The organism is Streptomyces sp. NPDC048659 (assembly GCF_040650575.1).
In the GTDB taxonomy this organism is placed as follows: Bacteria; Actinomycetota; Actinomycetes; order Streptomycetales; family Streptomycetaceae; genus Streptomyces.
On record NZ_JBEZHM010000002.1, the window covers coordinates 174,064 to 196,082 of the forward strand.

Annotated in this window: 19 protein-coding genes; 11 read left to right on the forward strand and 8 right to left on the reverse strand. The window is 74.1% G+C overall.

Features of this window, described 5'->3' with window-relative positions; genetic code table 11:
• Positions 1-82: 82 nt before the first annotated feature.
• The gene (tsaD, locus tag AB0C99_RS02415) at positions 83-1,141 is read left to right on the forward strand and encodes a tRNA (adenosine(37)-N6)-threonylcarbamoyltransferase complex transferase subunit TsaD (RefSeq protein ID WP_362468643.1); all 1,059 of its coding nucleotides are present in this window, start codon (positions 83-85) and stop codon (positions 1,139-1,141) included.
• 505 nt (positions 1,142-1,646) lie between these two features.
• Positions 1,647-2,735 (forward strand): HoxN/HupN/NixA family nickel/cobalt transporter, encoded by a 1,089-nt coding sequence (locus AB0C99_RS02420; RefSeq protein WP_362468645.1) that lies wholly within the window; start codon positions 1,647-1,649, stop codon positions 2,733-2,735.
• 110 nt (positions 2,736-2,845) lie between these two features.
• Here AB0C99_RS02420 and AB0C99_RS02425 read toward each other — a convergent pair whose 3' ends face one another.
• From AB0C99_RS02425 to AB0C99_RS02435, 3 genes are read right to left on the reverse strand one after another with little or no spacing between them, the layout of a single operon-like run.
• Positions 2,846-3,334, reverse strand: a complete 489-nt coding sequence (locus AB0C99_RS02425; protein WP_362468397.1) for a nuclear transport factor 2 family protein — start codon at positions 3,332-3,334, stop codon at positions 2,846-2,848.
• A gap of 42 nt (positions 3,335-3,376) precedes the next feature.
• Positions 3,377-4,180: a 4-hydroxy-tetrahydrodipicolinate reductase gene (gene dapB, locus AB0C99_RS02430; protein ID WP_362468398.1), complete on the reverse strand. Its 804-nt coding sequence runs from the start codon at positions 4,178-4,180 to the stop codon at positions 3,377-3,379.
• A gap of 5 nt (positions 4,181-4,185) precedes the next feature.
• Positions 4,186-4,653: a VOC family protein gene (locus tag AB0C99_RS02435; RefSeq protein WP_362468400.1), complete on the reverse strand. Its 468-nt coding sequence runs from the start codon at positions 4,651-4,653 to the stop codon at positions 4,186-4,188.
• Positions 4,654-4,795: 142 nt separating this feature from the next.
• On the opposite strand from AB0C99_RS02435, the gene AB0C99_RS02440 reads away from it, so the two are divergent.
• The gene (locus tag AB0C99_RS02440) at positions 4,796-5,344 is read left to right on the forward strand and encodes a matrixin family metalloprotease (RefSeq protein WP_362468402.1); all 549 of its coding nucleotides are present in this window, start codon (positions 4,796-4,798) and stop codon (positions 5,342-5,344) included.
• Complete coding sequence (locus AB0C99_RS02445) at positions 5,344-5,913, forward strand: hypothetical protein (protein WP_362468404.1); 570 nt, start codon at positions 5,344-5,346, stop codon at positions 5,911-5,913. Before AB0C99_RS02440 ends, AB0C99_RS02445 begins: the two co-directional genes overlap by 1 nt.
• A 24-nt stretch (positions 5,914-5,937) precedes the next feature.
• Here AB0C99_RS02445 and AB0C99_RS02450 read toward each other — a convergent pair whose 3' ends face one another.
• Positions 5,938-6,393, reverse strand: coding sequence for a helix-turn-helix domain-containing protein (locus AB0C99_RS02450; protein WP_362468406.1), 456 nt, complete (start codon positions 6,391-6,393; stop codon positions 5,938-5,940).
• 125 nt (positions 6,394-6,518) lie between these two features.
• Between AB0C99_RS02450 and AB0C99_RS02455 the strand changes: the two genes are divergently transcribed.
• The 3 genes from AB0C99_RS02455 (at position 6,519) to AB0C99_RS02465 (ending at position 10,194) form a co-directional block, all read left to right on the forward strand.
• Positions 6,519-7,937, forward strand: a complete 1,419-nt coding sequence (locus AB0C99_RS02455; RefSeq protein WP_362468408.1) for an MFS transporter — start codon at positions 6,519-6,521, stop codon at positions 7,935-7,937.
• Positions 7,938-7,978: 41 nt separating this feature from the next.
• Positions 7,979-8,323, forward strand: coding sequence for a DUF6401 family natural product biosynthesis protein (locus tag AB0C99_RS02460; RefSeq protein WP_362468410.1), 345 nt, complete (start codon positions 7,979-7,981; stop codon positions 8,321-8,323).
• Positions 8,324-8,412: 89 nt separating this feature from the next.
• Positions 8,413-10,194: a hypothetical protein gene (locus AB0C99_RS02465; RefSeq protein WP_362468412.1), complete on the forward strand. Its 1,782-nt coding sequence runs from the start codon at positions 8,413-8,415 to the stop codon at positions 10,192-10,194.
• A 43-nt stretch (positions 10,195-10,237) separates the two neighbouring features.
• Here AB0C99_RS02465 and rarD read toward each other — a convergent pair whose 3' ends face one another.
• Complete coding sequence (gene rarD, locus AB0C99_RS02470; RefSeq protein WP_362468414.1) at positions 10,238-11,326, reverse strand: EamA family transporter RarD; 1,089 nt, start codon at positions 11,324-11,326, stop codon at positions 10,238-10,240.
• A gap of 73 nt (positions 11,327-11,399) precedes the next feature.
• Complete coding sequence (locus tag AB0C99_RS02475; RefSeq protein WP_362468415.1) at positions 11,400-12,275, reverse strand: NmrA family NAD(P)-binding protein; 876 nt, start codon at positions 12,273-12,275, stop codon at positions 11,400-11,402.
• 111 nt (positions 12,276-12,386) lie between these two features.
• Between AB0C99_RS02475 and AB0C99_RS02480 the strand changes: the two genes are divergently transcribed.
• The 4 genes from AB0C99_RS02480 (at position 12,387) to AB0C99_RS02495 (ending at position 18,654) form a co-directional block, all read left to right on the forward strand.
• Positions 12,387-12,791: a helix-turn-helix domain-containing protein gene (locus tag AB0C99_RS02480; RefSeq protein WP_362468417.1), complete on the forward strand. Its 405-nt coding sequence runs from the start codon at positions 12,387-12,389 to the stop codon at positions 12,789-12,791.
• Positions 12,792-12,875: 84 nt separating this feature from the next.
• Positions 12,876-13,718: a hypothetical protein gene (locus AB0C99_RS02485; RefSeq protein ID WP_362468419.1), complete on the forward strand. Its 843-nt coding sequence runs from the start codon at positions 12,876-12,878 to the stop codon at positions 13,716-13,718.
• Entirely contained in the window at positions 13,715-16,480 is a 2,766-nt protein-coding gene (locus AB0C99_RS02490) for an ABC transporter substrate-binding protein (RefSeq protein ID WP_362468421.1), read from the forward strand. Before AB0C99_RS02485 ends, AB0C99_RS02490 begins: the two co-directional genes overlap by 4 nt.
• Positions 16,477-18,654 carry a bifunctional serine/threonine-protein kinase/ABC transporter substrate-binding protein gene (locus AB0C99_RS02495; RefSeq protein WP_362468423.1) on the forward strand — a complete coding sequence of 726 codons (2,178 nt, stop codon included), beginning with the start codon at positions 16,477-16,479 and terminating at the stop codon, positions 18,652-18,654. The genes AB0C99_RS02490 and AB0C99_RS02495 overlap by 4 nt, the downstream gene beginning before the upstream one ends.
• Before the next feature lie 58 nt (positions 18,655-18,712).
• Here the strand turns inward: AB0C99_RS02495 and AB0C99_RS02500 are convergent, their stop codons facing one another.
• Positions 18,713-19,765 carry a 2-oxoacid:ferredoxin oxidoreductase subunit beta gene (locus AB0C99_RS02500; RefSeq protein ID WP_362468425.1) on the reverse strand — a complete coding sequence of 351 codons (1,053 nt, stop codon included), beginning with the start codon at positions 19,763-19,765 and terminating at the stop codon, positions 18,713-18,715.
• A complete protein-coding gene (locus tag AB0C99_RS02505; protein ID WP_362468427.1) occupies positions 19,758-21,695 on the reverse strand; it encodes a 2-oxoacid:acceptor oxidoreductase subunit alpha in 1,938 nt (645 codons plus the stop codon). Before AB0C99_RS02505 ends, AB0C99_RS02500 begins: the two co-directional genes overlap by 8 nt.
• Between the last annotated feature and the right edge of the window lie 324 nt (positions 21,696-22,019).

Sequence of the window (22,019 nt, forward strand, 5' to 3'; positions counted from 1 at the left end):
CCCGGCCCGCCCACGGCGTACCTTATTGCACATAGCTTGCAACTGCTGATGATGTGCGAATGGGGTTGCCGTGGGGTCTCCTGTGGTGCTGGGCATCGAGTCGTCCTGTGACGAGACCGGGGCCGGGATCGTGTCCGGGGGGCGGCTGCTGGCGCACGTGGTGGCGTCGAGCATGGACGAGCACGCCCGGTTCGGCGGGGTGGTGCCGGAGATCGCCGCCCGCGCGCACCTTCACGCCTTCAACCCGGTGGTACGGGAGGCCCTGGACCAGGCGGGGCTGCGGCTCTCCGATCTCGACGCCGTCGCCGTCACCACCGGGCCGGGTCTGTCGGGCGCGCTCCAGGTCGGACTGGCAGGGGCGAAGACGCTCGCCTACGCGGCCGGAGTGCCGTTGTACGGGGTGCACCACCTCGCCGGGCACGTCGCCGCCGACACCCTGGAGCACGGTCCGCTGCCCAACCCGTGCATGGTGCTGATCGTCTCGGGCGGCCACACCTCGCTGCTCTTCGTCCGGGACCTCGTGCGCGATCCGATCCTCCACCTCGGCGACACCGTCGACGACGCCGCAGGCGAGTGCTTCGACAAGGTGGCCCGGGTCTTCGGCCTGCCCTACCCGGGCGGGCCCGCCATCGACCGCGCCGCCCGCGGCGGCGACGGCCGCGCGGTCGCCTTCCCCCGCCCTCTCACCCGCCCTGGCGACGCCCCGTACGCGTTCTCCTTCTCCGGGCTGAAGACCGCCGCGGCCCGCTGGGCCGAGCGGCACCGCCTCCGAGGCGAGGAGATCCCCCTCGCCGACGGCGCCGCCTCCCTCCAGGAGGCCGTTGCCGACGTCTTGACCCGCAAGGCGCTGGCCGCCTGCAAGGAGTACGACGTCAAGACCCTGGTCGTGGTGGGCGGAGTCGCCGCGAACTCAAGGGTCCGGGCCCTGGCCGAGGAGCGCTGCGCGGCGGCCGGCGTCGAGCTGCGGGTACCGGCGATGACCTTGTGCACCGACAACGGAGCGATGATCGCCGCCGTCGGTGACCTCCTGGTCCGGGCCGGCTCCGCGCCGGCGCAGCTCGACATGTCCATCGACCCGTCCGCGCCGCTGGAGTACGCGGCCCTGCACCCCGTCGCCCGCACTGCGGCGAGGGCGTCGTGAACGCCCTGACCGTGACTGGCGTGTCGGGGCCGGACCTGCTCGGGCCGCGCGCGGGCGTGGGCCGCCTCTACGAGGAAGGTGTTCGCGGGGCCGCCCTGGCAGGGCGCCGCTGACGCGGGCGGCTTCCTCAACGCACAAGCTGACGGCAGCTCCTCGGCGGCCGGGGCGGAGGCTCCCCCGAACTGGCCCAGGGCGGTGGGCTGGCCGCCGACCCGTCGACGGCACCCTGGCCGCGCTGCCCGGCCTCATCGCCGGCCGCTGATCCCCGGCGCGTGGGGTGGGCGTGGCCGAATGCCACGGCCACCCCACGACCAGGCAAAACTTCGATCAGCTACCAGTAGGCGTTCCGGCGATATCCACCCGAAACGCCTATTGCACATAGCCTGCAGGAGCAGTCTTCTCGCGTTAAGTGTGGAATCGCGAACCGAGAGAAGACGCCATGACAGCCCCCGTCCCCGCCTCATCCGCAGACGCCCCCTCCCGGTGGAGGCGCGTGGCCGGCTCCATGACCCGGGCCGAGTGGCGGCGCGTTGCGGGCATGGCCGCGTTCATCGCCGCCCTGCACGTGATCGGCTGGTTCACCCTGGTCGTGATCGTCGCCCCGGAGCACTACAGCCTGGGCGAGAAGACCTTCGGCATCGGGATCGGCGTCACCGCCTACACCCTGGGCATGAGGCACGCCTTCGACGCCGACCACATCGCCGCCATCGACAACACCACCCGCAAGCTCATGCACGAGGGCCAGCGCCCGCTGTCCGTCGGCTTCTGGTTCTCCCTGGGCCACTCCAGCATCGTCTTCGCCCTCGCCCTCCTGCTCTCCTTCGGCATCAAGGCCCTCGCCGGCCCCGTGGAGAACGACGACTCCCAGCTGCACAACATCACCGGCTGGATCGGCACCACGGTCTCCGGCGTCTTCCTCTACGCCATCGCGATCATCAACCTGGTCATCCTGGCCGGGATCTGGAAGGTCTTCCGCGAGATGCGCTCCGGCCGCTTCGACGAAGCCGCCCTGGAGGAGCAGCTCAACAACCGCGGCTTCATGAACCGGATCCTGGGACGGCTGATGAAGTCCATCACCAAGCCCTGGCAGATGTACCCGCTCGGCCTGCTCTTCGGCCTCGGCTTCGACACCGCCACCGAGATCGCCCTCCTGGTCCTCGCCGGCACCGGCGCCGCCTCCGGACTGCCCTGGTACGCGATCCTGTGCCTGCCGGTCCTCTTCGCGGCGGGCATGTCCCTGCTGGACACCATCGACGGCTCGTTCATGAACTTCGCCTACGGCTGGGCCTTCTCCAAGCCCGTCCGCAAGGTCTACTACAACCTCACCATCACCGGTCTGTCCGTCGCCGTCGCCCTCATCATCGGCACCGTCGAACTCCTCGGCCTGATCGGCGAGAAACTCGACCTGCACGGCCCGTTCTGGGACTGGATAGGCGGCCTCGACCTCAACATCATCGGCTACCTCATCGTCGGCCTCTTCATCGTCACCTGGATCGCCGCCTTCGCCGTATGGCGATTCGGCCGCATCGAGGAGAAGTGGACCGCGAACCTGCAGCCCGCCGACGGGGCTGACGGCACCACGGCACGCCGTTAGATCCACGAACGTGGAGAGCCGGTCCCGCCCCGCAGCGCCCCGGCCCGGGAAGAAGGGGGGCCGGACGGCGTCTGCGGGCCGTGCCCGCGGGCGGCCTGCGGGCAGGCCCCCTACGCGTCGGCCGGGAGGCGCGGGGGAGTCCCCTGGGTCCACACGATCCGCAGCGCCGAGGCGGAGATCCGCCAGCCCTCGGGCGTCCTGACCAGCTCGGACTCGGTGTGACCGGCGGAGATGAACAGACTGTCCCCGGCTCCCGGTCCGTCCGGGCCGTCCGGTCCCTTCGCCAGTACGTGGGTGCTTAGTTGGGCGCCCCGTGCAGTGGCCCGGTCGCCGTCGAGCTCGATGACGGGGGCGGTCCCCATGTGCACGGTCCGGTCGAACAGGGCCATTCCCCGCTCGATACGGGCCCTCACGGCCTCGCGCCCCCGCACCGTGCCGATCGGCATCTCGGCGGTCACGTCCTCGGTGTGGAACGCGCGGGCCCACGACTCGTCGAAGATCCCCTCGTCCAGGGAGCGGAGGTAGCGGGCCATCAGGTCGGTGATCTCGGCGCGGTCGGTCAGGGTACGCACCTGTCGGCGCATCTCTTCGTTGTCCATGCCCCCAGCCTCGTACCTCAAGCGCGCTTGAGGTCAAGGCCGTTACGCGGAGCCGAACAGCACCGTCCCCAGCCCCCGCCGTACCCCCACCGACTCGCCCACCCGCCGCACCGCGAGCAGCGTGCCCGCCGTGTACGGGTCGGGGGTCGCGCCCGCGTCGTGGCGGAGGGTGAGGCGCTCGCCGTCGCCGCCGAAGATGATCTCCGTGCTGAGCAGGAAGCTCGGCAGGCGTACGGAGTGCACGCGGCTGCCCGCCACGTCCGCGCCGCGCGCCTCCGCCGGGCCGTGCAACTCCGAGAGCGGCACGCCCTGTTCGGGTGCCCGGATGGAGCCCAGGGTCTCGGCGAGCTCGCGGGCCGTGCCGCTCGGCACGTCCGGCTTGGCGGCGCTCGCGTAGTCGATGATCTCCCAGTGGTCCAGGTGCTCCGCCGCGAGCTCGGCGGCGCGGGCCAGGACGGCCGCCATCACCGAGAAGTTGCCCGCCGCGATCACCCCGACACCCCGCGCGCGGGCGAAGGTGTCGAGCTCGGCGTAGTCCTCGGCGGTGAGGCCGCTGGAGCCGACGACCACGTGGACGCCCGCCTCGACGGCCGCCCACACGTTGTCCCGTACGGCCGCCGCGCTCGTGTAGTCGACCAGCACGTCCGCCCGGGTCGCGGCGAGGGCCTCGGCGACGGAGGCGTGCACCGTGCCGTCGGCGCGGACCCCCGTCACCTCGGCCAGCGGGCGTCCCGCCGCGGAACGGGAGACGCCCGCGACGAGCTCCAGGTCGTCGGCGTGCGCGATGCCCGCGAGGATCGGCGGGGCGGTCCAGCCGGTGACGCCGGCGAAGCAGACTCGGATCATGCGGGTCAATGTACGCAGAACTCGTTGCCTTCCGGGTCGGACATGACGACCCAGCTCCCGGCGGGTTGCTCCACCTCTCGCAGCACCGAGGCGCCGAGCGCCGTCAGCCGGGCGACCTCCGACGCCCGGCTGCCGGTGTGGGGGTGCAGGTCGATGTGGAGGCGGTTCTTCGCGGTCTTCGGCTCCGGGACCCGCTGGAAGAGGATGCGGCGGCCGAGGCCGGTGTCGGAGACCGGGTCGTGCGGGTCGTCCGGGTGCCGGACGGCGGCCAGGTCGTGCCAGGCGGCCCGGCCCCGGACGGTGAGCGTGGCGGCGGGCGGGACGGCCTCGGCGGTGAGGAGCGTGGCGATCAGGCCGCTGTGGTCCTCCTCCCGGTAGTGCAGCGCCGCCGCCCAGAACGCGGCCTGCGCGTGCGGGTCGGCGCAGTCGACTACGAGCTTCCAGTGCACGGGTGCGGGCGTGGGTGTGGTCATGGGCTCGTTATACGGGAGGGGACTGACAATGAAGCCGCCGCCGCTGCCCGTCCGTTCGGGTGATCCGTCGCGCGCTCCCGGGCGCGCCGCGCCCGCCGCTCGCTACGGTCGTTCCCGATCCGTGGGCGGAAGGGGGAATCCGGTGCTCTCTCAGGTGGCGGCGGCGCCGGTCGTCGCCGCTGTGGTGCTCGCCGTGGCGATGGCGAACGCCCCGTACGCCGCCGCTGTGGGCGCCGCGCCGTGCATCAGGGGTGAGTCGGAGTCGCGGGCGGACTCCTCGGTGGACGAGGGCGAGATCCGGTGGACTGAGGCCACGAAGTACGACGACGCGCGCAAGTACGCCACCGGCGAGTGGAACAAGCTCCGCACGGTCAGCATCGCGCCCGACGCGGCGAACACGGTGAACGACCTGGAGTTCCGCGAGTACCGCAAGGCCGACGGGCATCCCGGGTACTGGCAGCGCCGGGGCGGGGTCGCCGCGACCGACTACATCTACCTGAACACGTACTACCTGGACGGCGATTACAAGGACGCCCGGTTCCGCCGCAACGTCGTCGTGCACGAGCTCGGGCACGCGCTCGGGCTGTGCCACAAGGCCGACACCGTGAACTCCGTGATGCAGACCGAAATCAGCCTGACGACCGTGCCCACCGCCGTCGACCGGGCGAATTACAGGAAGATCTGGGGCTGATGAATCGATCCTCGGCACTGCTGCTCGGGTCGGCGGCGTTCGTCGTTCTCGCCGGATCCGCGACCACCCTCGTCCTCTCCGGCCGGGGCGACGGCCCCGGCCCCGGCCCCGGCGCCGCCGCGCCGGTGTGCGCGCGGGTGAACGAGACCGACCGGGACAAGGCCGGTCTGGCCGATCACGTCGCCGTGATCGGCGTCGACAAGGCCCTCGGCGAGACGGCCGTCGACGACCTGCGCCAGGCGACCGCGCAGGTCCGCGTCGACCAGACGCTCAAAGGGGCGCTGCCCGCGTCCTTCGCCGTCGAGCAGACCGTCGAGCGCACCCCGGCCGGCCTGCTCGCGGCCGGGGCCCCCGACCGTCATCCTCTTCTGCCCGGGCACCGTTACGTCGTCGGCCTGAACGACTGGCGTGGCGCGGCCGGCACGGTCACGGCCCGCACCGTCTGGTTCGCCTACCCCGCCGACGCCGACCGGCTCGACGCGGAGAAGGCCCGCTGGGCGGACGCCGTCGCGCATCAGAACCCGCCCCGGGCCGACCCCCGTTGCGAGGGCGAGCCCGAGACTCCGTGACCCGGATGAGGTGGCGCGGCCCGCTCAGGCCGCCGCCGCCTCCCGGGCGTCGTACTCCTCGCGCGCCGCCGCGATCTCGTTCTGGTGCTGCTCCGTCCACGTCACCAGCGCGCGGATCGTCGTGTGCAACGTGCGGCCCAGCGGCGTCAGTTCGTACTCCACGCGCGGCGGGACCACCGGGTACACGGTCCGCTTCACCAGGCCGTCGCGCTCCAACTGCCGCAGCGTCACGGTCAGCATCCGCTGGCTGACCCCGTCGATCTCCCGGCGCAGCTCCGTGAAGCGCAGCGTGCGGCGGTCGAGCAGGGCGATGACCAGCAGCGACCACTTGTCGGCGACCCGGTCCAGGATCTGCCGCACCTCGCAGTCCTCGCGGGTGTCCCACTGGAAGGGGTCGGTGTCGCCGCCGGTGGCGGCGGCGCCGGACTCGTAGCCGGTATCCGCGCAGTGACTCGGTGACTTCAAAGTGCCTTCTTCCATGGGACCTGATGCTGCCGCAGGATGCAGGTGGTTACAAGAGGGAACCGGCCGTCTCTTTCGTAACCGCCGTGTTCTCCCGTCTTCTCCTCCCACCTTCCCCAACCCTCCCCGACCTGGAGACAGTTGTGTCCGTACGCGCCTGGAGCCTGCTGCTCGTCCTCTGCGGGACGATCTTCCTAGAAGGCATCGACGTCGCCATGCTCGCCGTCGCCGTCCCCGCCGTCCGCGCCGATCTGGGCCTCGGCACCGGCACCACCGCCTGGGTCATGTCGGCCTACGTCCTCGGTTACGCCGGCTTCACCCTGCTCGGCGGCCGGGCCGCCGACCTCCTCGGCCGCCGCCGGATGTTCCTCGGCTGGCTCGCCGTCTTCCTCGTCTTCTCCGGGCTCGGCGGCTTCGCCCAGGACGGCTGGACGCTGATCCTGGCCCGCTTCGTGACCGGTGTCGCCGCCGCGTTCATGACCCCCGCCGCGATGTCGATCATCACCACCTCGTACCCCGAGGGCCCCCAGCGCGACAAGGCGCTGCTCGTCTTCGCGGGCACCGCCGCCGGCGGCTTCTCGCTCGGCCTCGTCATCGGCGGCGTCCTCACGACGCTGGGCGGCTGGCGCTGGGTGTTCTTCGCGCCCGTCCTGCTCGCCGCCGTCATCCTCGTCGCCGCGATCCGCCTGATCCCCGCCGAGACCCGGCCCGCCCGCGGCTCCGCCGGCTTCGACGTGGGCGGCGCGCTCGCCGCCGCCGGTGCCATGCTGCTGCTCGCCTACGGCATCGTCCGCCTGGAGCACGGGCTCGACGGCTGGCAGCTCACCGCCGCCGTCCTCGCCGCCGGACTCGCCCTCGTCGGCATCTTCGTCGCCGTCGAACGCCGGGCCGCCGCCCCGCTCGTCCGCCTCGGACTGCTGCGCCGCGCCCCGCTCGTCCGGGCCGACCTCGGCGCGCTGCTCTTCGTCGGCTCCTTCTTCGGCTTCCAGTTCCTCGCCACCCTCTACCTCCAGGAGCTGCGCGGCTGGTCCTCGCTCCAGACGGCCTTCGCCCTACTGGTGATGGGCGTCGACGCGATCCTCGCGCCGACCCTGACCCCGCGGCTGGTCGCCCGGTACGGCAACGCCAAGGTGATCCTCGGCGGCTTCGTCCTCGCCGTCCTCTCGTACGCCCTCTTCCTGCCCGTCGGGCCGGACCGCTCGTACGCGGCGATGTTCCCGGCGCTGCTGCTCACCGGGCTCGCGTTCAGCCTGGCGTACGGCCCGCTGACCATCGTCGGGACCGACGGGGTCGCGGAGGAGGAGCAGGGGCTCGCGAGCGGGCTGCTGACCACGGCCACCCAGTTCGGTTCGGCGGTCGGCGTGGCCGCGGTGACCGCGGTCTACGGGATCGCGGGCGGCGGCTTCGACGGCATCCGGGCGGGGCTGCTGGTCCCGCTCGCGATGGTGGCGCTCGGGGCGGTGATCTCCGCCACGGGGGTGCGGGGAGACCGCCGGGCCCCGGGCCAGGAGGTCGGCGGGAGCGCCGAGGGCCTTCCCGCTGCGAGCAAGGTCACGGTCTGAGGGGCCTCCGCGACGGCCTCGGCCGCGCCTAATGTGGAGAAATGAACGATTCGTCCGGCCCGCCCGGCTCGCCCGACTGCCCTCTGGTCGGTGTCGCCGCCGCGTACGCGCCCCGGCTCGCGGAGTGCTCCGCCGAGCCGGGGCTGCTGGCCGCGCTGGACCAGCACGCGGCGGCCGTGTGCGACGCCCTCGTCCCGGCCCAGCGCGGGGCGCGGGGCCGGACGGTGGGGCGGGAGGAGCTGGGGGACTACGTGCTCGGCTTCACCGACTGGCTGACCGAGGCTGCCTGGGTCGAACCGGTCGGGGGCCACGACTTCGCCAGCCTCCGGCTCACCGCGGTCTGCCGCCTGATCCGGGACCACGACCTGCTGGACGCCCGGCTGTAGGCGAGGGGCGTGTCCGGCGCGGCGCCTGACATGCCCTCTTTTAGCTGATTTGAAGACTTTCAGGGCTTTCCTCCCTAGGCTCTGCGCTCATGTGCGCACGCGTGGTGACGAGGACTCCCTGGCGGGGGTGGGCGGTGGCCCTGGTGGTGACGGCGCTGGTGCCGGCGGCGAGCGCGGCGGCTCTCGCCCCGCCCGCGCCGCCGGGTCCGTCGCGGCGGGCGGAGCGCGTGGCCCCCGCCCCCGCGAGCACCGTCTGCGCGAAGCCGCAGCGCCTCGCCAACGGCGGCTTCGAGGAGCCGGTCATCCCGGACGCGAGCTGGGATCTGCTGGACGAGGACAAGGTGCCCGGCTGGGACACCACCGCCTCGGACCGGGTGATCGAGCTGTGGTCCAGCGGCTTCCGGGGGGTGCCCGCGGCGGAGGGACGGCAGTTCGCCGAGCTGAACGCCAACGAGCCCTCCTCCCTCTACCAGGACATCGACACCGTCCCCGGGTCCCGGCTGCGCTGGCGCCTGTCGCACCGGGGACGTGAGGGCACCGACACCATGGAGGTGCTGATCGGCGCGCCCGGCGGGGCGACGGCGAGCCAGGGCGTGCTGAGCGACGGCAACCAGGCGTGGGGGACGCACACCGGGACGTACACCGTGCCGAAGGGGCAGCGGCGCACCCGGTTCTCCTTCCACGCGCTCACCGCCGAAGGGGGCCTGAGCATCGGCAACTTCCTGGACGGGATCACCTTCGGCACCCCGCCGTGCCTGACCGTGGACAAGAACGTCGTGAACCTCTCCGGGCGCCAGGTGGCGGAGGTCGGCGACGTCCTCGAATACACGGTGACCGTCCGCAACGACGGCGGCGACCAGGCGGTCGGGGTCGTGCTCGACGACCGTCTGCCCGATGCCCTCGCCTATCAGCCGGGCAGCCTTGAGGTGGTCGCCGGGCCCGGCGGCACCGGGCCGCTGACCGACGCCGGGGGTGACGACGCCGGCGAGGTCCTGTCCGGTGGGCGGCTCCGGGTCAACCTGGGCACGGGTGCCGACGCCACGGCCGGCGGCACCCTGATGCCCGCCTCGCTCACCACGCTGACGTTCCGCGCGACCGTCCTGGCCCGGGGCCGCAGCACCACCGCCCACAACACGGCCGCCGTCGGCTACGGCGATCCGGTCGGCGGGGCGCGGCTGTCCGCCCGGGACACCGTCGACACGCCGATCGCCCCCACCCTGGACCTCGGCGTCAGCGGGACCGTCCGGCGGCCGGAGGTCGTCGCGGGCGGGACGGTCGGCTACGACTTCACCGTCGTCAACAAGGGGCCGATCACCGCGACCGACACGGTCGTCACGATCGACCTGCCGCCGGGCCTCGAATCCCCCGTGGTCACGGCGCCCGACGGCAGCCGCTGTCCCGTCGACAAGGGCCGGGCGCGCTGCCCCGTGGGCACCCTCGCCACCGGGCAGACCGCCGCCCTGACGGTGACCGGCGCGGCCCGCCTCGGCACCCCGGCCGGAACCACGCTGCCCGTCACCGCGACGGTCGGCGCCCGGCAGCCCGACCACAACCCGGTGAACGACGCGGACACGGTCCGGGCCGAGGTCGTCCCGGTGTCCGCGCCCGGCGGCAACCCGCCCACGGTGACGGCGACGCCGGGCCGGCCGTCCGCCACGCCCACGCCCACGCCCACGAAGCCCTCGGGGACGTCACGCCCGACGCCGGGCGCGTCCGCCCCGGGCGTGCCGCCCGGCCGCCCCGGCACCCCGGGCGGCGCGCTCGCCGCCACCGGGCTTCCGGGGGCGCTGCCGCTGGCCCTGCTCGCGGCGCCGCTCGGCGCGGCGCTGTTCCTGCTCGGTCGCCGACGGTCCCGCCGACAGCGCGGCTGACCCGGCCGCCTGCTCGCCCGCCCGCCCCGCCCGGTCCGGCCCGTTACGCGGGCTCCCGGGCGGCGGTCGGAGCGGACGGAGGGGTCGCCGAAGTGGCGGCCGGAGCGGGAGCCGTCGCCGGTGCCGTAGCCGTCGCCGTCGCCGTCTCCACGGCCAGCCGGCTGCGGCGGGCCGTGCGGAGGGCGTCCCAGGTGAGGACCGTCAGGGCCAGCCAGACCAGGGAGAAGCCCGCCCAGCGCTCCGGCGGCATCGCCTCGTGGAAGTAGACGACGCCGAGTGTGAACTGGAAGACCGGCGCCAGGTACTGGAGCAGGCCCAGCGTCGAGAGCGGGACGCGGATCGCGGCGGCGCCGAAGCAGATCAGCGGGATCGCGGTGACCACGCCGGTCGCGGCGAGCAGCGCAGCGTGGCCCGTGCCGTGCGCGCCGAAGCTGAGCGTGCCCTGGGTGCCGAGCCAGAGCAGGTAGCCGAGCGCGGGCAGGAACTGCACGGCCGTCTCGGCGGCCAGCGACTCCAGCCCGCCGAGGTTGACCTTCTTCTTCACCAGGCCGTAGATCGCGAAGGAGAACGCCAGCGTGAGCGAGATCCACGGCAGCCTGCCGTAGCCGACGGACAGCACGACCACGGCGGCGAAGCCGATGCCGACCGCCGCCCACTGGGCCGGGCGCAGCCGCTCCTTCAGGAGCAGGACGCCGAGCGCGATGGTGACGAGCGGGTTGATGAAGTAGCCGAGCGAGGCTTCGACGACCTGCCCGTTGTTGACGGACCAGATGTACAGGCCCCAGTTGACGCTGATGACCGCCGCCGCGACGGTGATGAGGCCCAGCTTGCGCGGGCTGCGTATCAGCTCCGGCAGCCAGCTCCAGCGGCGCAGCGCCAGCAGGGCCAGGCCGACGACGGCGAGCGACCAGACCATCCGGTGGGCCAGGATCTCGACCGCGCCCGAGGGCTTGAGCAGCGGCCAGAAGAGCGGGACCAGCCCCCACATCCCGTAGGCGCCGATCCCGTAGAGGAGGCCCTTGCGGGCCTCGCCGTCGTTCGTTCCGCCGTTGTTCCCGTTGTCCACCGGACCTCCCCGCCCCTGCGCCGCGCTGTCCTGTCGAAGGTAGCGCCGGGCGGGGCGGGCTGTCATGTCCGTATCGATATACGGTCCTGACGGTCCTGGCGGTCCTGACGGTCCTGACGGCCGTGATGGTGCTGTTCGTTCAGGCGGTGGTGGCCAGGGCCGCCGCGACCGTGTCGGCCAGCGGCGTGGTCGGGCGCCCGATCAGCCGCGCCAGGTCGTCGCCGCGGCTCGCGAGCGCCCCCAGGGCGACGGCCCGGTCCACGTCGACCAGGATCTCGGCGAAGGGGGCGGGCACCCCGGCGCCGGTGAGGATCTCCAGGTGCGCGGCGGCGGGCACGTTCGTGTACGCGATCTCCCGGCCGGTCCGGCGGGCGACCTCCGCCGCGTACTCGGCGAGCGACCACGAGACGTCGCCGTTCAGCTCGTACGCGCGGTTCAGGTGCTCCTCGGCCGGGCCGGTCAGGACGGCGGCAGCGGCGGCGGCGTAGTCCGCGCGGGCGGCGGACGCGATCCGGCCCTCGCCCGCGTTGGCGACGACGGCGCCGTGGGCCAGCACCGGGGCGAGGTTCGCCGTGTAGTTCTCGGTGTACCAGCCGTTGCGGAGGAACGTGTACGGCACCCCGGAGTCGAGAATCGCCCGCTCGGTCGCGGTGTGCTCCTCGGCGAGCAGGAAGTCGGCCTCGGGCCCGCCGAGGATGCCGGTGTACGCGAGCTGGGCGACACCCGCGGCCTTGGCGGCGGCCAGGACGGCGGTGTGCTGCGGGACGCGGCGCCCGACCTCGCTGCCCGAGATCAGCAGCACCCGGTCGCCCGCCGCGAAGGCGCCGGCCAGGGTCTCCGGGCGGTCGTAGTCCGCGATCCGCAGCTCCACCCCGCGCTCGGCCAGGTCCGCGGCCTTCTCCTTGTCGCGGACGGCGGCGGCGACGGAACCCGCGGGGACGCCGGGGGTGGCGAGGAGGGCGTCGATGACGAGGCGGCCGAGCTGGCCGGTGGCTCCGGTGACGACGATGCTCATGGTGCGCTCCTTGAGAGTGGGCGGGGGCGGGGCCTCGGAGGGAGGGGCTCCACTCACCGTACGACCGGCGCTATCGATTCGTAAGTACCCACCTTGAAGTAAGGTACTGGTATGGGAGTAAGTGAGCCGAGCGGTGCCGACGGGCTCCGGCACCCCGTCGTGGTCGACGCGATGTGCCCCGAGCGGCGCGTCCTGGAGCACGTCACCAGCCGCTGGGGCGTGCTGATCCTCATCGTGCTGCTGGAGCGCTCGTACCGCTTCGGCGAGCTGCGCCGGGCGGTCGGCGGGGTCAGCGAGAAGATGCTCACCCAGACCCTCCAGACCCTGGAGCGCGACGGCCTGGTGCACCGCGCCGCCCGGCCCGTGATCCCGCCCCGCGTCGACTACAGCCTCACCGCGCTCGGCCGCGAGGCCGCCGAACAGGTCGACGCGCTGGCCCGCTGGACCGAGCGGCGGCTGCCCGCCGTGCAGGAGGCCCGGGAGCGTTACGACGAGGTGCGCGCCTCGTCCCAATGACGTTGTAACCCGGGCGAGTTGACCACCCGAGCCGTACGATCTCCCACCGACCGGGGGATCGTGCGAGCGACCGTGGGGGAACGCGTGAGGGATGGATCCGGGTACGGACGACTGCTGCGCGCGGGGGCCGTGGCGGCGGCGGGCGCGGCGCTGCTCGCGGGCTGCTCGTCGGGTGGCGGGGGAGGCGGTGCCGGCCGTACCCCTGGTGTGAGCGCCTCCGGCACCGACACCGCCTCGGCGGCCCCGACCACCAGCCCCGCCAGCCCCACTCCCACCGGGCCGCCCTTCACCCCCGACCCCGCGAAGGCCCCGCGCACCGCCGCCGAGGCCCGGCGGCTCGCCCTCGCGACGGTGGCCGGGCCCGACGACTGGGGCCCCGAGTACGTCAGGCGCACCCCGTACCTCAGCGAGCCCGACGCCTGGCCGGTCCTCGACGCGGGGTGCACCTGGGAGGCGGGCGCCCCGCCCCGTACCGTCCTCGCCAGCGTCACCGCCTACAGCGAGATCCCGGCCGCCGGCGGCAAGGGCCCGCTCCGGGTCGCCGCCACGGTCACGGTCCACCGCACCGAGTCCGAGGCCGACTGGGAGATGGCCGAGACCCTGGAGGAGGCGCTGCGCTGCCCGGACCAGCGGCTGCGCGAGGGGGAGCGGATCACCGGCCTCAACTCCCTCGGCGTCCCCTACGGCGTCGGCGGCAACGCCACCTCCAGCGACTCGCTCCTGGAGCGCGGCGCGTACGTGAACGACGCCTTCGGGAAGAAGCCCCAGTTCTACACCTGGCTGCAGAACCGCGCCGGTCAGGTCACCGTCGCCGTCGTGGTCAAGGGCGCGCCCGGTTACACGGAAGCGGAGACCAACACCGCCCAGGTCCGGGCGAACGTCATCATGCAGGACCGCGTCAAGAAGCAGTTGGGAGCCCAGCGATGAGCCCGACCCCCGGGCCCGGCCCGCAGCCGGATCCTGAGCCCCGGCCTGAGTCCCAGTCTGAGCCCCAGCTTGAGCCCCGGCCTGAGTCTGGCGAGCGGTCGGGCCCGGGGCCCGCCCCCCGGCCCGCCTCGCCGTCGGACTCCGGGCAGGATTCCCCGTCCGACGCCCGGCCGATCCCCGACCCCCGCCTCGGCGCGTGGCCGACCCCCGCGCCCCGGCCCGCCGCCCCGGCCACCCCACCCCCGCCCGCAGCCCCGGCCACCCCGCCCGCCGTCCCACCCGCAACCCCGCCCCTCCCCGCCGAGCCCCTCCCCACCCAGCCGCCCCCCGGCGCCCTCCAGCCCCTGCTGTCCGCCGACCCCTCCGCGCTCGCCGGCTACCGGCTGCTCGGGCGGCTCGGCGCGGGCGGCATGGGCGTGGTCTACCTCGGCCGCACCGGCACCGGCGAGCTCGCCGCCGTCAAGGTCACCCACGCCGACCGGGCCGACCAGGCCGACTTCCGGTCCCGGTTCCGCCGCGAGGTCGAGGCCGCCCGGCGCGTCGACAGCCCCTGGGCCGTGCCCGTGACCGGCGCCGACCCCGACGCCCCCGAGCCCTGGATGGCGACCGCCTTCGTCCCCGGACCCTCCCTCGGCGAGGCCGTCCGCGCGCACGGGCCGCTGCCCGGGCGGAGCGTCCGGATCCTCGGCGCCGGCGTCGCGCGGGCCCTCGCCGCCGTGCACGCGGCCGGGATCGTCCACCGCGACGTGAAGCCCGGCAACGTGCTGCTCGCCGTCGACGGGCCCCGCCTCATCGACTTCGGCATCGCCCGCGCGGCCGGGGAGACCGGGCTCACCTCGGCCGACGTCGTCGTCGGCACCCCCGGCTTCCTCGCCCCCGAACAGGCCGCGGCCCGCACCGACCTCGTCGGCCCGCCCGCCGACGTCTTCGCGCTCGGCTGCCTCCTGGCGTACGCGGCGACCGGGCGCCCGCCCTTCGGCGGCGGCACGGCGGACGCCCTGCTGTACCGGACCGTCCACGACCGGCCCGACCTCGCGGGCGTACCGGAGGACCTGCTCCCGCTCCTGACCGCCTGCCTCGCCAAGGCCCCGGCCGCCCGCCCGACCGCCGCCGAACTCGCGACCCGGCTCGCCGAGGGCACCGGCACCGCCGAGGCCCGGCAGCCCTCCGGCGCCCCGGCCGCCCGCCCGACCGCCGCCGAACTCGCGAACCGGCTCGCCGAGGGCACCGGCACCGCCAAGGCCCGGCAGCCCTCCGGCGCCCCGCCCGCCCGCCCCACCGCAGCCGAGCTCGCGACCCGGCTCGCCGAGGGCACCGGCACCGCCAAGGACCGGCAGCCCTCCGGCGACGGCGACACCGCGTTCCAGCCCCCCGCCGACTGGCTCCCCGCGCCCGTCATCGCCACCATCGCCGAACGCTCCGCCGCCATGCTCGCGCTGCCCGACATCGACGCGACCCTCCCCGCCCCCGGCACCGGCCCCGCCCCCAAGCGCAGCCGCCGCGCCTTCCTGGCGCTCGGCGCGGGCGCCGCCGTGCTCGCGGCGGGCGGCGGCGGGTACGCCCTGTGGGACTCCCGGCGCGGCGGCAGGCCCGCCGCGCCCGCCTCCCCCACCTGGACCGTCGGCGTCCTCGCCGACCTCTCCGGCCCCGCCCAGGAGATCGGCCGCGCCCAGGAACGCGGCGCCCGGCTCGCCGTCGAGGCGTTCAACGCCCGCGCCAAGGGCGAGCCGTTCACCCTCGCGCTCAAGGTCGCCGACGACCGGGGGGACCGGGCCACCGCCCTCGCCACCGCCCGGAAGCTCACCTCCGACCCCTCCCTCATCGTCACCCTCGGCCCCACCTCCGACGACACCGGCGAGGCCGCGCTCCCCGCCTTCGAGGAGTCGGGCGTGCCGCTCCTCACCACCTCGGCCGGATACAACCTGCTCACCCTGCGCGGCGCAGCGGGCCCGCCCAACACCACCGTCCTGCGCGCCGTCCCGAACCACCTCATGGCCGGCACCTACCTCGCCTGGGCCGTCACCCTGCTGCCCCAGGTCCGCCGCCCCGGAGTGCTCCAGGAGCGCACCGACGACCAGTACAGCTGGCAGTACGTGAAGGGCGTCGGCTTCGGCTTCAAGCAGGCCGGGATCACCCCGCACTACCGCGTGATCCCGGGCCGGGTCACCGACTACCGCACGGTGCTCGGCGAGATGATCGACGCGGGCATCGACGCGTACGTCCACTGCGGGGTGCGCGGCACGGCCGTGCTCGCCGCCCGCGCCCTGAAGGAACTCGGCTTCACCGGGCCCCGGTTCACCGGCCAGCGCGTCTTCGGGGACGGCTTCCTCAAGCAGGCCGGGGACGCCGCCGAGGGCTGGTTCCTCGGCGCGCCCGTCGTCGACCCCGTACAGCGCGCCGCCGACCCCAAGCGGAAGCCCGCCGACCGCAAGCCCGCCCAGGACTTCCTGACCGCCTACCGCAAGCGCTTCGGCACCGACCCGGCCTACTACAGCGGCGAGTCCTTCGACGTGGTCAACCTGGCCCTCGGCTGGCTCTCCTCCCGGGCCGTCAAGGCCCCGCTCAGCCGCGAGGGCCTGTGGCAGGCCCTGCGCGACCGGCAGTACGACGGCGCCATGGGCGGCTACGCCTTCGGGGACAACGGCGAGCTCAAGGGTGTCGGCACCTTCCTGTTCGGCGTGCAGGGCGGGGCGTACACGTTCCTCGGCGCCGCCCCCTCCGAGCCCGTCAAGGCGAAGAACACCGGGACGGGCGGAGCATGAGGCCGCTCCGGCGCTCCGACCCCTCCGCGCTCGCCGGCTACCGGCTCCTCGGGCGGCTCGGCACCGGCGGCATGGGCGTCGTCTACCTCGCCCGGTCGGCGGGCGGCGGGCTCGCCGCGCTCAAGGTGATCCGCGCCGAGCACGCCGCCGACCCCGGCTTCCGGGCCCGCTTCCGGCGCGAGGCGGAGGCCGCCGAACGGATCACCGGGCGCTGGGCCGTCCGGGTCCTCGGCGCCGACCCGGAGGCCCACGAGCCGTGGCTGGCCACCGAGTTCGTGCCCGGCCCCTCGCTCGCCGAGGCCGTCGCCGGGCACGGCCCGCTGCCCGAGCCGACCGTCCGGGCCCTCGGCGCCCGGCTCGCCGACGCCCTCGGCACCCTGCACACCGCCGGGCTCGTCCACCGGGACGTCAAGCCCGGCAACGTGCTGCTCGCCCTCGACGGACCCCGGCTCATCGACTTCGGCATCGCCCGGATCAGCGGCGCCACCGCGCTCACCGCCACCGACGCGATGATCGGCACGCCGGGCTTCCTCGCCCCCGAGCAGGCCCGCGCCCCCGGGGCGGGCGAGGTCGGCCCGGCCAGCGACGTCTTCTCGCTCGGCTGCGTCCTCGCGTACGCCCTGACCGGCCGCCGCCCCTTCGGTACGGGCCCGGTGGCCGCCGTCGTCTACCGCACGGTCCACGAGGAACCCGACCTCGACGGCCTGCCCCCGGCCCTGCTGCCGCTCGTCACCGCCTGCCTCGCCAAGGACCCGGCGGCCCGGCCCGCCGCCGCCGGAGTGCGCGACCGGCTCGGCCCCGCCGAGGGGCCCGCCCGCGACTGGCTCCCGGACGGGCTGCCCGCGCTGATCGCCCGGAGCTCCGCCCGGATCCTGGACCTCCCGGTCGCCGACCCGACCCTCCCGGCGGCGGACGGCGCCCCCGCGGGCCCCTCCCGGCGCCGCCTCCTGGCCGCGGGCTCGGCCGCCGCCGTCGCCACCGCGGGCGGGCTCACCGCCTGGCTGCTCGGCCGCGCCCCGGCCGGTACGGACCCGGGCTCCGGCCCCGGCACCGCGCGCGCCGCCCACACGCTCGGCGTGCTCACCGACCTCAGCGGCCCGGCCAAGGACGACGGCCGGGCCCAGGAGCGCGGGCTGCGGCTCGCCGCCGAGGCGTTCAACGCCCGCCCCGAACGGCCCTTCGACCTCGTCCTCAAGGTGACGGACGACGGCGGCGACCCCGCCAGGACCGCCGCCGGGGCCCGCGCCCTGCTCACGGTCCCGTCCCTGGTCGCGGTGGTCGGCCCGACGACCACCGAGACGGCCATCGCGGCGGCGACCGCGCTCGTCGACAGCAAGGTGCCCGTCATGAGCGTGGTGGCCACCGTCCCCGACGGGGTGATCCGGGGCCAGACGCCCACCCTGCGCACGTACTTCGAGGCGCGGCCCTACCCCGAGGTGATGATCGTGCCCTTCGCCCGCTACCTCCAGGAACGCGGGCTCGGCCGCACCGCCGTCATCGAGGACCGCGCGGACGCCTCGTACAGCTGGCTCCTCGTCCGGCACATGAAGAACACGCCGCCGGCCGGAGGCACGGTCACCGCCCATCCGCTCGCGGCGGACGGCGAGGAGTACGCGGCGACGGTCCGCGCCGCGCTCGCCGGGAACCCGACGGGTGTCCTGTACGCGGGCCGGTCCCCGCGCCGGGCCGCGCTGTGCGCCAAGGCGCTGCGGGAGCAGGGGTACCGGGGGCCGTGCGGCAGCGTCGAGGCGGTGCTCCGGCCCGAGTTCCTGACCGTGGCGGGGCCGGCCGCCGAGGGCTGGTACTTCGGCGCGGGCTACGTCGATCCGGACACGGTGCCGGGCGCTAAGGCGTTCGCCGCCGCGTACCGCGCGCGGTGGGGGATCGCGGCGGGCGAGCCGGTGGACCGCTTCGCCGTGGAGTCGTACGACGCCCTCAACTGGACGGTGAGCGCGCTGCGCACGGCCGGGCGGCGGAACGTGAAGAACCCGGGCGCGGCGGTGTCGAACGCCTTCATGACGGACGACCGGGTGTACCGGGGCGTGGCCCGGTCCTACGACGCGCGGACGGGCGACGACTCGAAGGCCACCCTCGCCGCCCTGACCCTCTGGCGGATCGGCTCCGGCCGCCCCCGCTGCCTGGGCCCCTACGCGGAGGCGGCGAAACGCGGCTGAACGCGGCGGGCCGCGGACCGAAAGGTCCGCGGCCCGCTCCGGCTCCGGTGACGCGGTGTCAGCCGACGACCGTCCACGTGTCGTTGCCCGCCAGCAGCTGCCCCAGGTCCCCCTTGCCCTGCCGCTCCACGGCCTTGTCCAGCTGCTCGGCCATCAGCGTGTCGTACACCGGCCGCTCCACCGACCGGAACACCCCGATGGGCGTCCGGTGCAGCGTGTCCGGGTCGGCCAGCCGGGAGAGGGCGAAGGCGGTGGTGGGGGAGGCGGAGTGGGCGTCGTGGACGAGGATCCGCGACTCGTTCTCCGGGGTGACGGGGACGACCTTCAGGTCGCCGGTGGCCTCGTCGCGGACCACGCCCTTGTCGAGCTCGGCGCCGAAGCGGATCGGCTGCCCGTGCTCCAGGCGGATCACGGCCTCCTTGGCCTGCTCGTTGTCCTTGAGGACCTCGAAGGCGCCGTCGTTGAAGATGTTGCAGTTCTGGTAGATCTCCACCAGCGCCGTGCCGTTGTGGTCGGCGGCCTGCCGCAGCACCTCGGTGAGGTGCTTGCGGTCGGAGTCCACCGTGCGCGCCACGAAGCCGGCCTCGGCGCCGATCGCCAGCGACACCGGGTTGAAGGGCGCGTCGAGGGAGCCCATCGGCGTCGACTTGGTGATCTTGCCGACCTCGGAGGTGGGGCTGTACTGGCCCTTGGTCAGGCCGTAGATCCGGTTGTTGAAGAGCAGGATCTTGAGGTTGACGTTGCGGCGCAGGGCGTGGATCAGGTGGTTGCCGCCGATGGACAGCGCGTCGCCGTCGCCCGTGACGACCCACACCGACAGGTCGCGGCGCGAGGTCGCGAGGCCGGTGGCGATGGCCGGGGCGCGGCCGTGGATCGAGTGCATCCCGTACGTGTTCATGTAGTACGGGAAGCGGGACGAGCAGCCGATGCCGGAGACGAAGACGATGTTCTCGCGGGCCAGTCCGAGCTCGGGCATGAAGCCCTGGACGGCGGCGAGCACGGCGTAGTCGCCGCAGCCGGGACACCAGCGGACCTCCTGGTCCGACTTGAAGTCCTTCATCGACTGGGCGGCCTCGGCCTTCGGCACCAGGTGCAGCAGCGACTCACTCATCGATGGCCTCCTTGAGAGCGGCGGCGAGCTGCTCGGCCTTGAACGGCATCCCGTTGACCTGGGTGTGGCTGCGGGCGTCCACGAGGTAGCGGGCCCGGACGAGGGTGGCGAGCTGGCCCAGGTTCATCTCGGGCACCACCACCTTGTCGTAGCTCTTCAGCACCTCGCCCAGGTTCTTCGGGAAGGGGTTGAGGTGCCGCAGGTGGGCCTGCGCGATCGGCTGCCCCGCCGCCCGCAGGCGCCGCACGGCGGCCGTGATCGGGCCGTACGTGGAGCCCCAGCCGAGCACCAGGGTGCGGGCGCCGTCCGGGTCGTCGACCTCGACGTCGGGCACCTCGACACAGTCGACCTTGGCCTGGCGGGTGCGCACCATGAACTCGTGGTTGGCCGGGTCGTAGCTGATGTTGCCGGTGCCGTCCTGCTTCTCGATGCCGCCGATGCGGTGTTCGAGGCCGGGGGTGCCGGGCACGGCCCAGGGGCGGGCCAGGGTCTCGGGGTCGCGCTTGTAGGGCCAGAAGACCTCGGTACCGTCGGCCAGGGTGTGGTTCGGGCCGGTGGCGAACGCCGTGGTGAGGTCCGGGAGTTCGGCGACGTCCGGGATCCGCCAGGGCTCGGAGCCGTTGGCCAGGTAGCCGTCGGAGAGCAGGAAGACCGGGGTGCGGTAGGTGAGCGCGATCCGGGCCGCGTCGACCGCCGCGTCGAAGCAGTCGGCGGGGGTCTTCGGGGCGACGATCGGCACCGGGGCCTCGCCGTTGCGCCCGTACATGGCCTGGAGGAGGTCGGCCTGCTCGGTCTTGGTGGGCAGCCCGGTGGAGGGGCCGCCGCGCTGGATGTCGACGATGAGCAGCGGCAGTTCGAGGGAGACGGCGAGGCCGATGGTCTCGGACTTGAGGGCGACGCCGGGGCCGGAGGTGGTGGTGACGGCGAGCGCGCCGCCGAAGGCCGCGCCGAGCGCCGCGCCGATGCCGGCGATCTCGTCCTCGGCCTGGAAGGTGCGCACGCCGAAGTTCTTGTGCTTGGACAGCTCGTGGAGGATGTCCGAGGCGGGTGTGATCGGGTACGAGCCGAGGTAGAGCGGCAGGTCCGCCTGGCGGGCGGCGGCGATCAGGCCGTACGAGAGGGCCAGGTTCCCCGAGATGTTGCGGTACGTGCCGGTGGGGAAGGCGCGGGTCGCGGGGGCGACCTCGTAGGAGACGGCGAAGTCCTCGGTGGTCTCGCCGAAGTTCCAGCCGGCCCGGAACGCGGCCACGTTCGCCTCGGCGATCTGCGGCTTCTTCGCGAACTTCTGGCGCAGGAAGGTCTCGGTGCCCTCGGTGGGCCGGTGGTACATCCAGGAGAGCAGCCCGAGCGCGAACATGTTCTTGGAGCGCTCGGCCTCCTTCCGGGAGAGGCCGAACTCCTTCAGCGCCTCGACCGTGAGGGTCGTCAGCGGCACCGGGTGGACGCGGAAGCCGTCCAGCGAGCCGTCCTCCAGCGGGGAGGTGGCGTATCCCACCTTGGCCATCGCGCGCTTGGCGAACTCGTCGGTGTTGACGATGATCTCGCCGCCGCGCGGGACGTCCCCGATGTTGGCCTTCAGCGCGGCCGGGTTCATCGCGACCAGGACGTTCGGAGCGTCGCCCGGGGTCAGGATGTCGTGGTCGGCGAAGTGCAGCTGGAACGAGGAGACACCCGGCAGGGTGCCGGCGGGGGCGCGGATCTCGGCGGGGAAGTTCGGCAGCGTGGAGAGGTCGTTGCCGAACGACGCGGTCTCCGAGGTGAAGCGGTCACCCGTGAGCTGCATGCCGTCGCCGGAGTCACCCGCGAAGCGGATGATCACCCGGTCGAGCCGGCGGACTTCCTTCGCGGCGCCGTGGCCGGCCGTCGCCGGGGCGCTTCGCTGCTCCCCGACCAGGGCCTCACCGGCCTCGCTGCTGACCTGGCTGGTCACTGAACTGGACCTCCCTCGCGGCAAGGGTTCTCTCTCCGCCGGGGCGGGAGACAGGCTCGGAAGACGACCGGCCGACCGGTCGTCCCGGGGCCCACCCTACGTCCGTGCCGGGACCCTTCCCGGCACTTCTCGGATGGTGGACCTCTTTTTGAGACGCCCTGGACACCCTTTTCTCATCAATTGTCGCGCTCCGTGAGCCCTCGGGTCGACCAAGGGTCACGTTCCGTCCATTGTCGATCACGGACCGGCGTTTTCGCGTCCATTCCGTGGACCGGGTGGCGCGGAACCGCCGGGGTCCGTCGGGTCCTCACTATCTGACAGAGT

What these genes read in the sequence shown, in the direction of transcription:
- AB0C99_RS02460 (WP_362468410.1), top strand. Translation starts at nt 7,979, where the DNA reads ATGAACGATTCGTCCGGCCCGCCCGGCTCGCCCGACTGCCCTCTGGTC.
- AB0C99_RS02475 (WP_362468415.1), bottom strand. Translation starts at nt 12,275, where the DNA reads ATGAGCATCGTCGTCACCGGAGCCACCGGCCAGCTCGGCCGCCTCGTC.
- AB0C99_RS02435 (WP_362468400.1), bottom strand. Translation starts at nt 4,653, where the DNA reads ATGACCACACCCACGCCCGCACCCGTGCACTGGAAGCTCGTAGTCGAC.
- AB0C99_RS02425 (WP_362468397.1), bottom strand. Translation starts at nt 3,334, where the DNA reads ATGGACAACGAAGAGATGCGCCGACAGGTGCGTACCCTGACCGACCGC.
- AB0C99_RS02490 (WP_362468421.1), top strand. Translation starts at nt 13,715, where the DNA reads ATGAGCCCGACCCCCGGGCCCGGCCCGCAGCCGGATCCTGAGCCCCGG.
- dapB (WP_362468398.1), bottom strand. Translation starts at nt 4,180, where the DNA reads ATGATCCGAGTCTGCTTCGCCGGCGTCACCGGCTGGACCGCCCCGCCG.
- AB0C99_RS02500 (WP_362468425.1), bottom strand. Translation starts at nt 19,765, where the DNA reads ATGAGTGAGTCGCTGCTGCACCTGGTGCCGAAGGCCGAGGCCGCCCAG.
- rarD (WP_362468414.1), bottom strand. Translation starts at nt 11,326, where the DNA reads ATGACAGCCCGCCCCGCCCGGCGCTACCTTCGACAGGACAGCGCGGCG.
- AB0C99_RS02465 (WP_362468412.1), top strand. Translation starts at nt 8,413, where the DNA reads ATGTGCGCACGCGTGGTGACGAGGACTCCCTGGCGGGGGTGGGCGGTG.
- AB0C99_RS02420 (WP_362468645.1), top strand. Translation starts at nt 1,647, where the DNA reads ATGACCCGGGCCGAGTGGCGGCGCGTTGCGGGCATGGCCGCGTTCATC.
- AB0C99_RS02495 (WP_362468423.1), top strand. Translation starts at nt 16,477, where the DNA reads ATGAGGCCGCTCCGGCGCTCCGACCCCTCCGCGCTCGCCGGCTACCGG.
- AB0C99_RS02445 (WP_362468404.1), top strand. Translation starts at nt 5,344, where the DNA reads ATGAATCGATCCTCGGCACTGCTGCTCGGGTCGGCGGCGTTCGTCGTT.
- AB0C99_RS02480 (WP_362468417.1), top strand. Translation starts at nt 12,387, where the DNA reads ATGGGAGTAAGTGAGCCGAGCGGTGCCGACGGGCTCCGGCACCCCGTC.
- AB0C99_RS02450 (WP_362468406.1), bottom strand. Translation starts at nt 6,393, where the DNA reads ATGGAAGAAGGCACTTTGAAGTCACCGAGTCACTGCGCGGATACCGGC.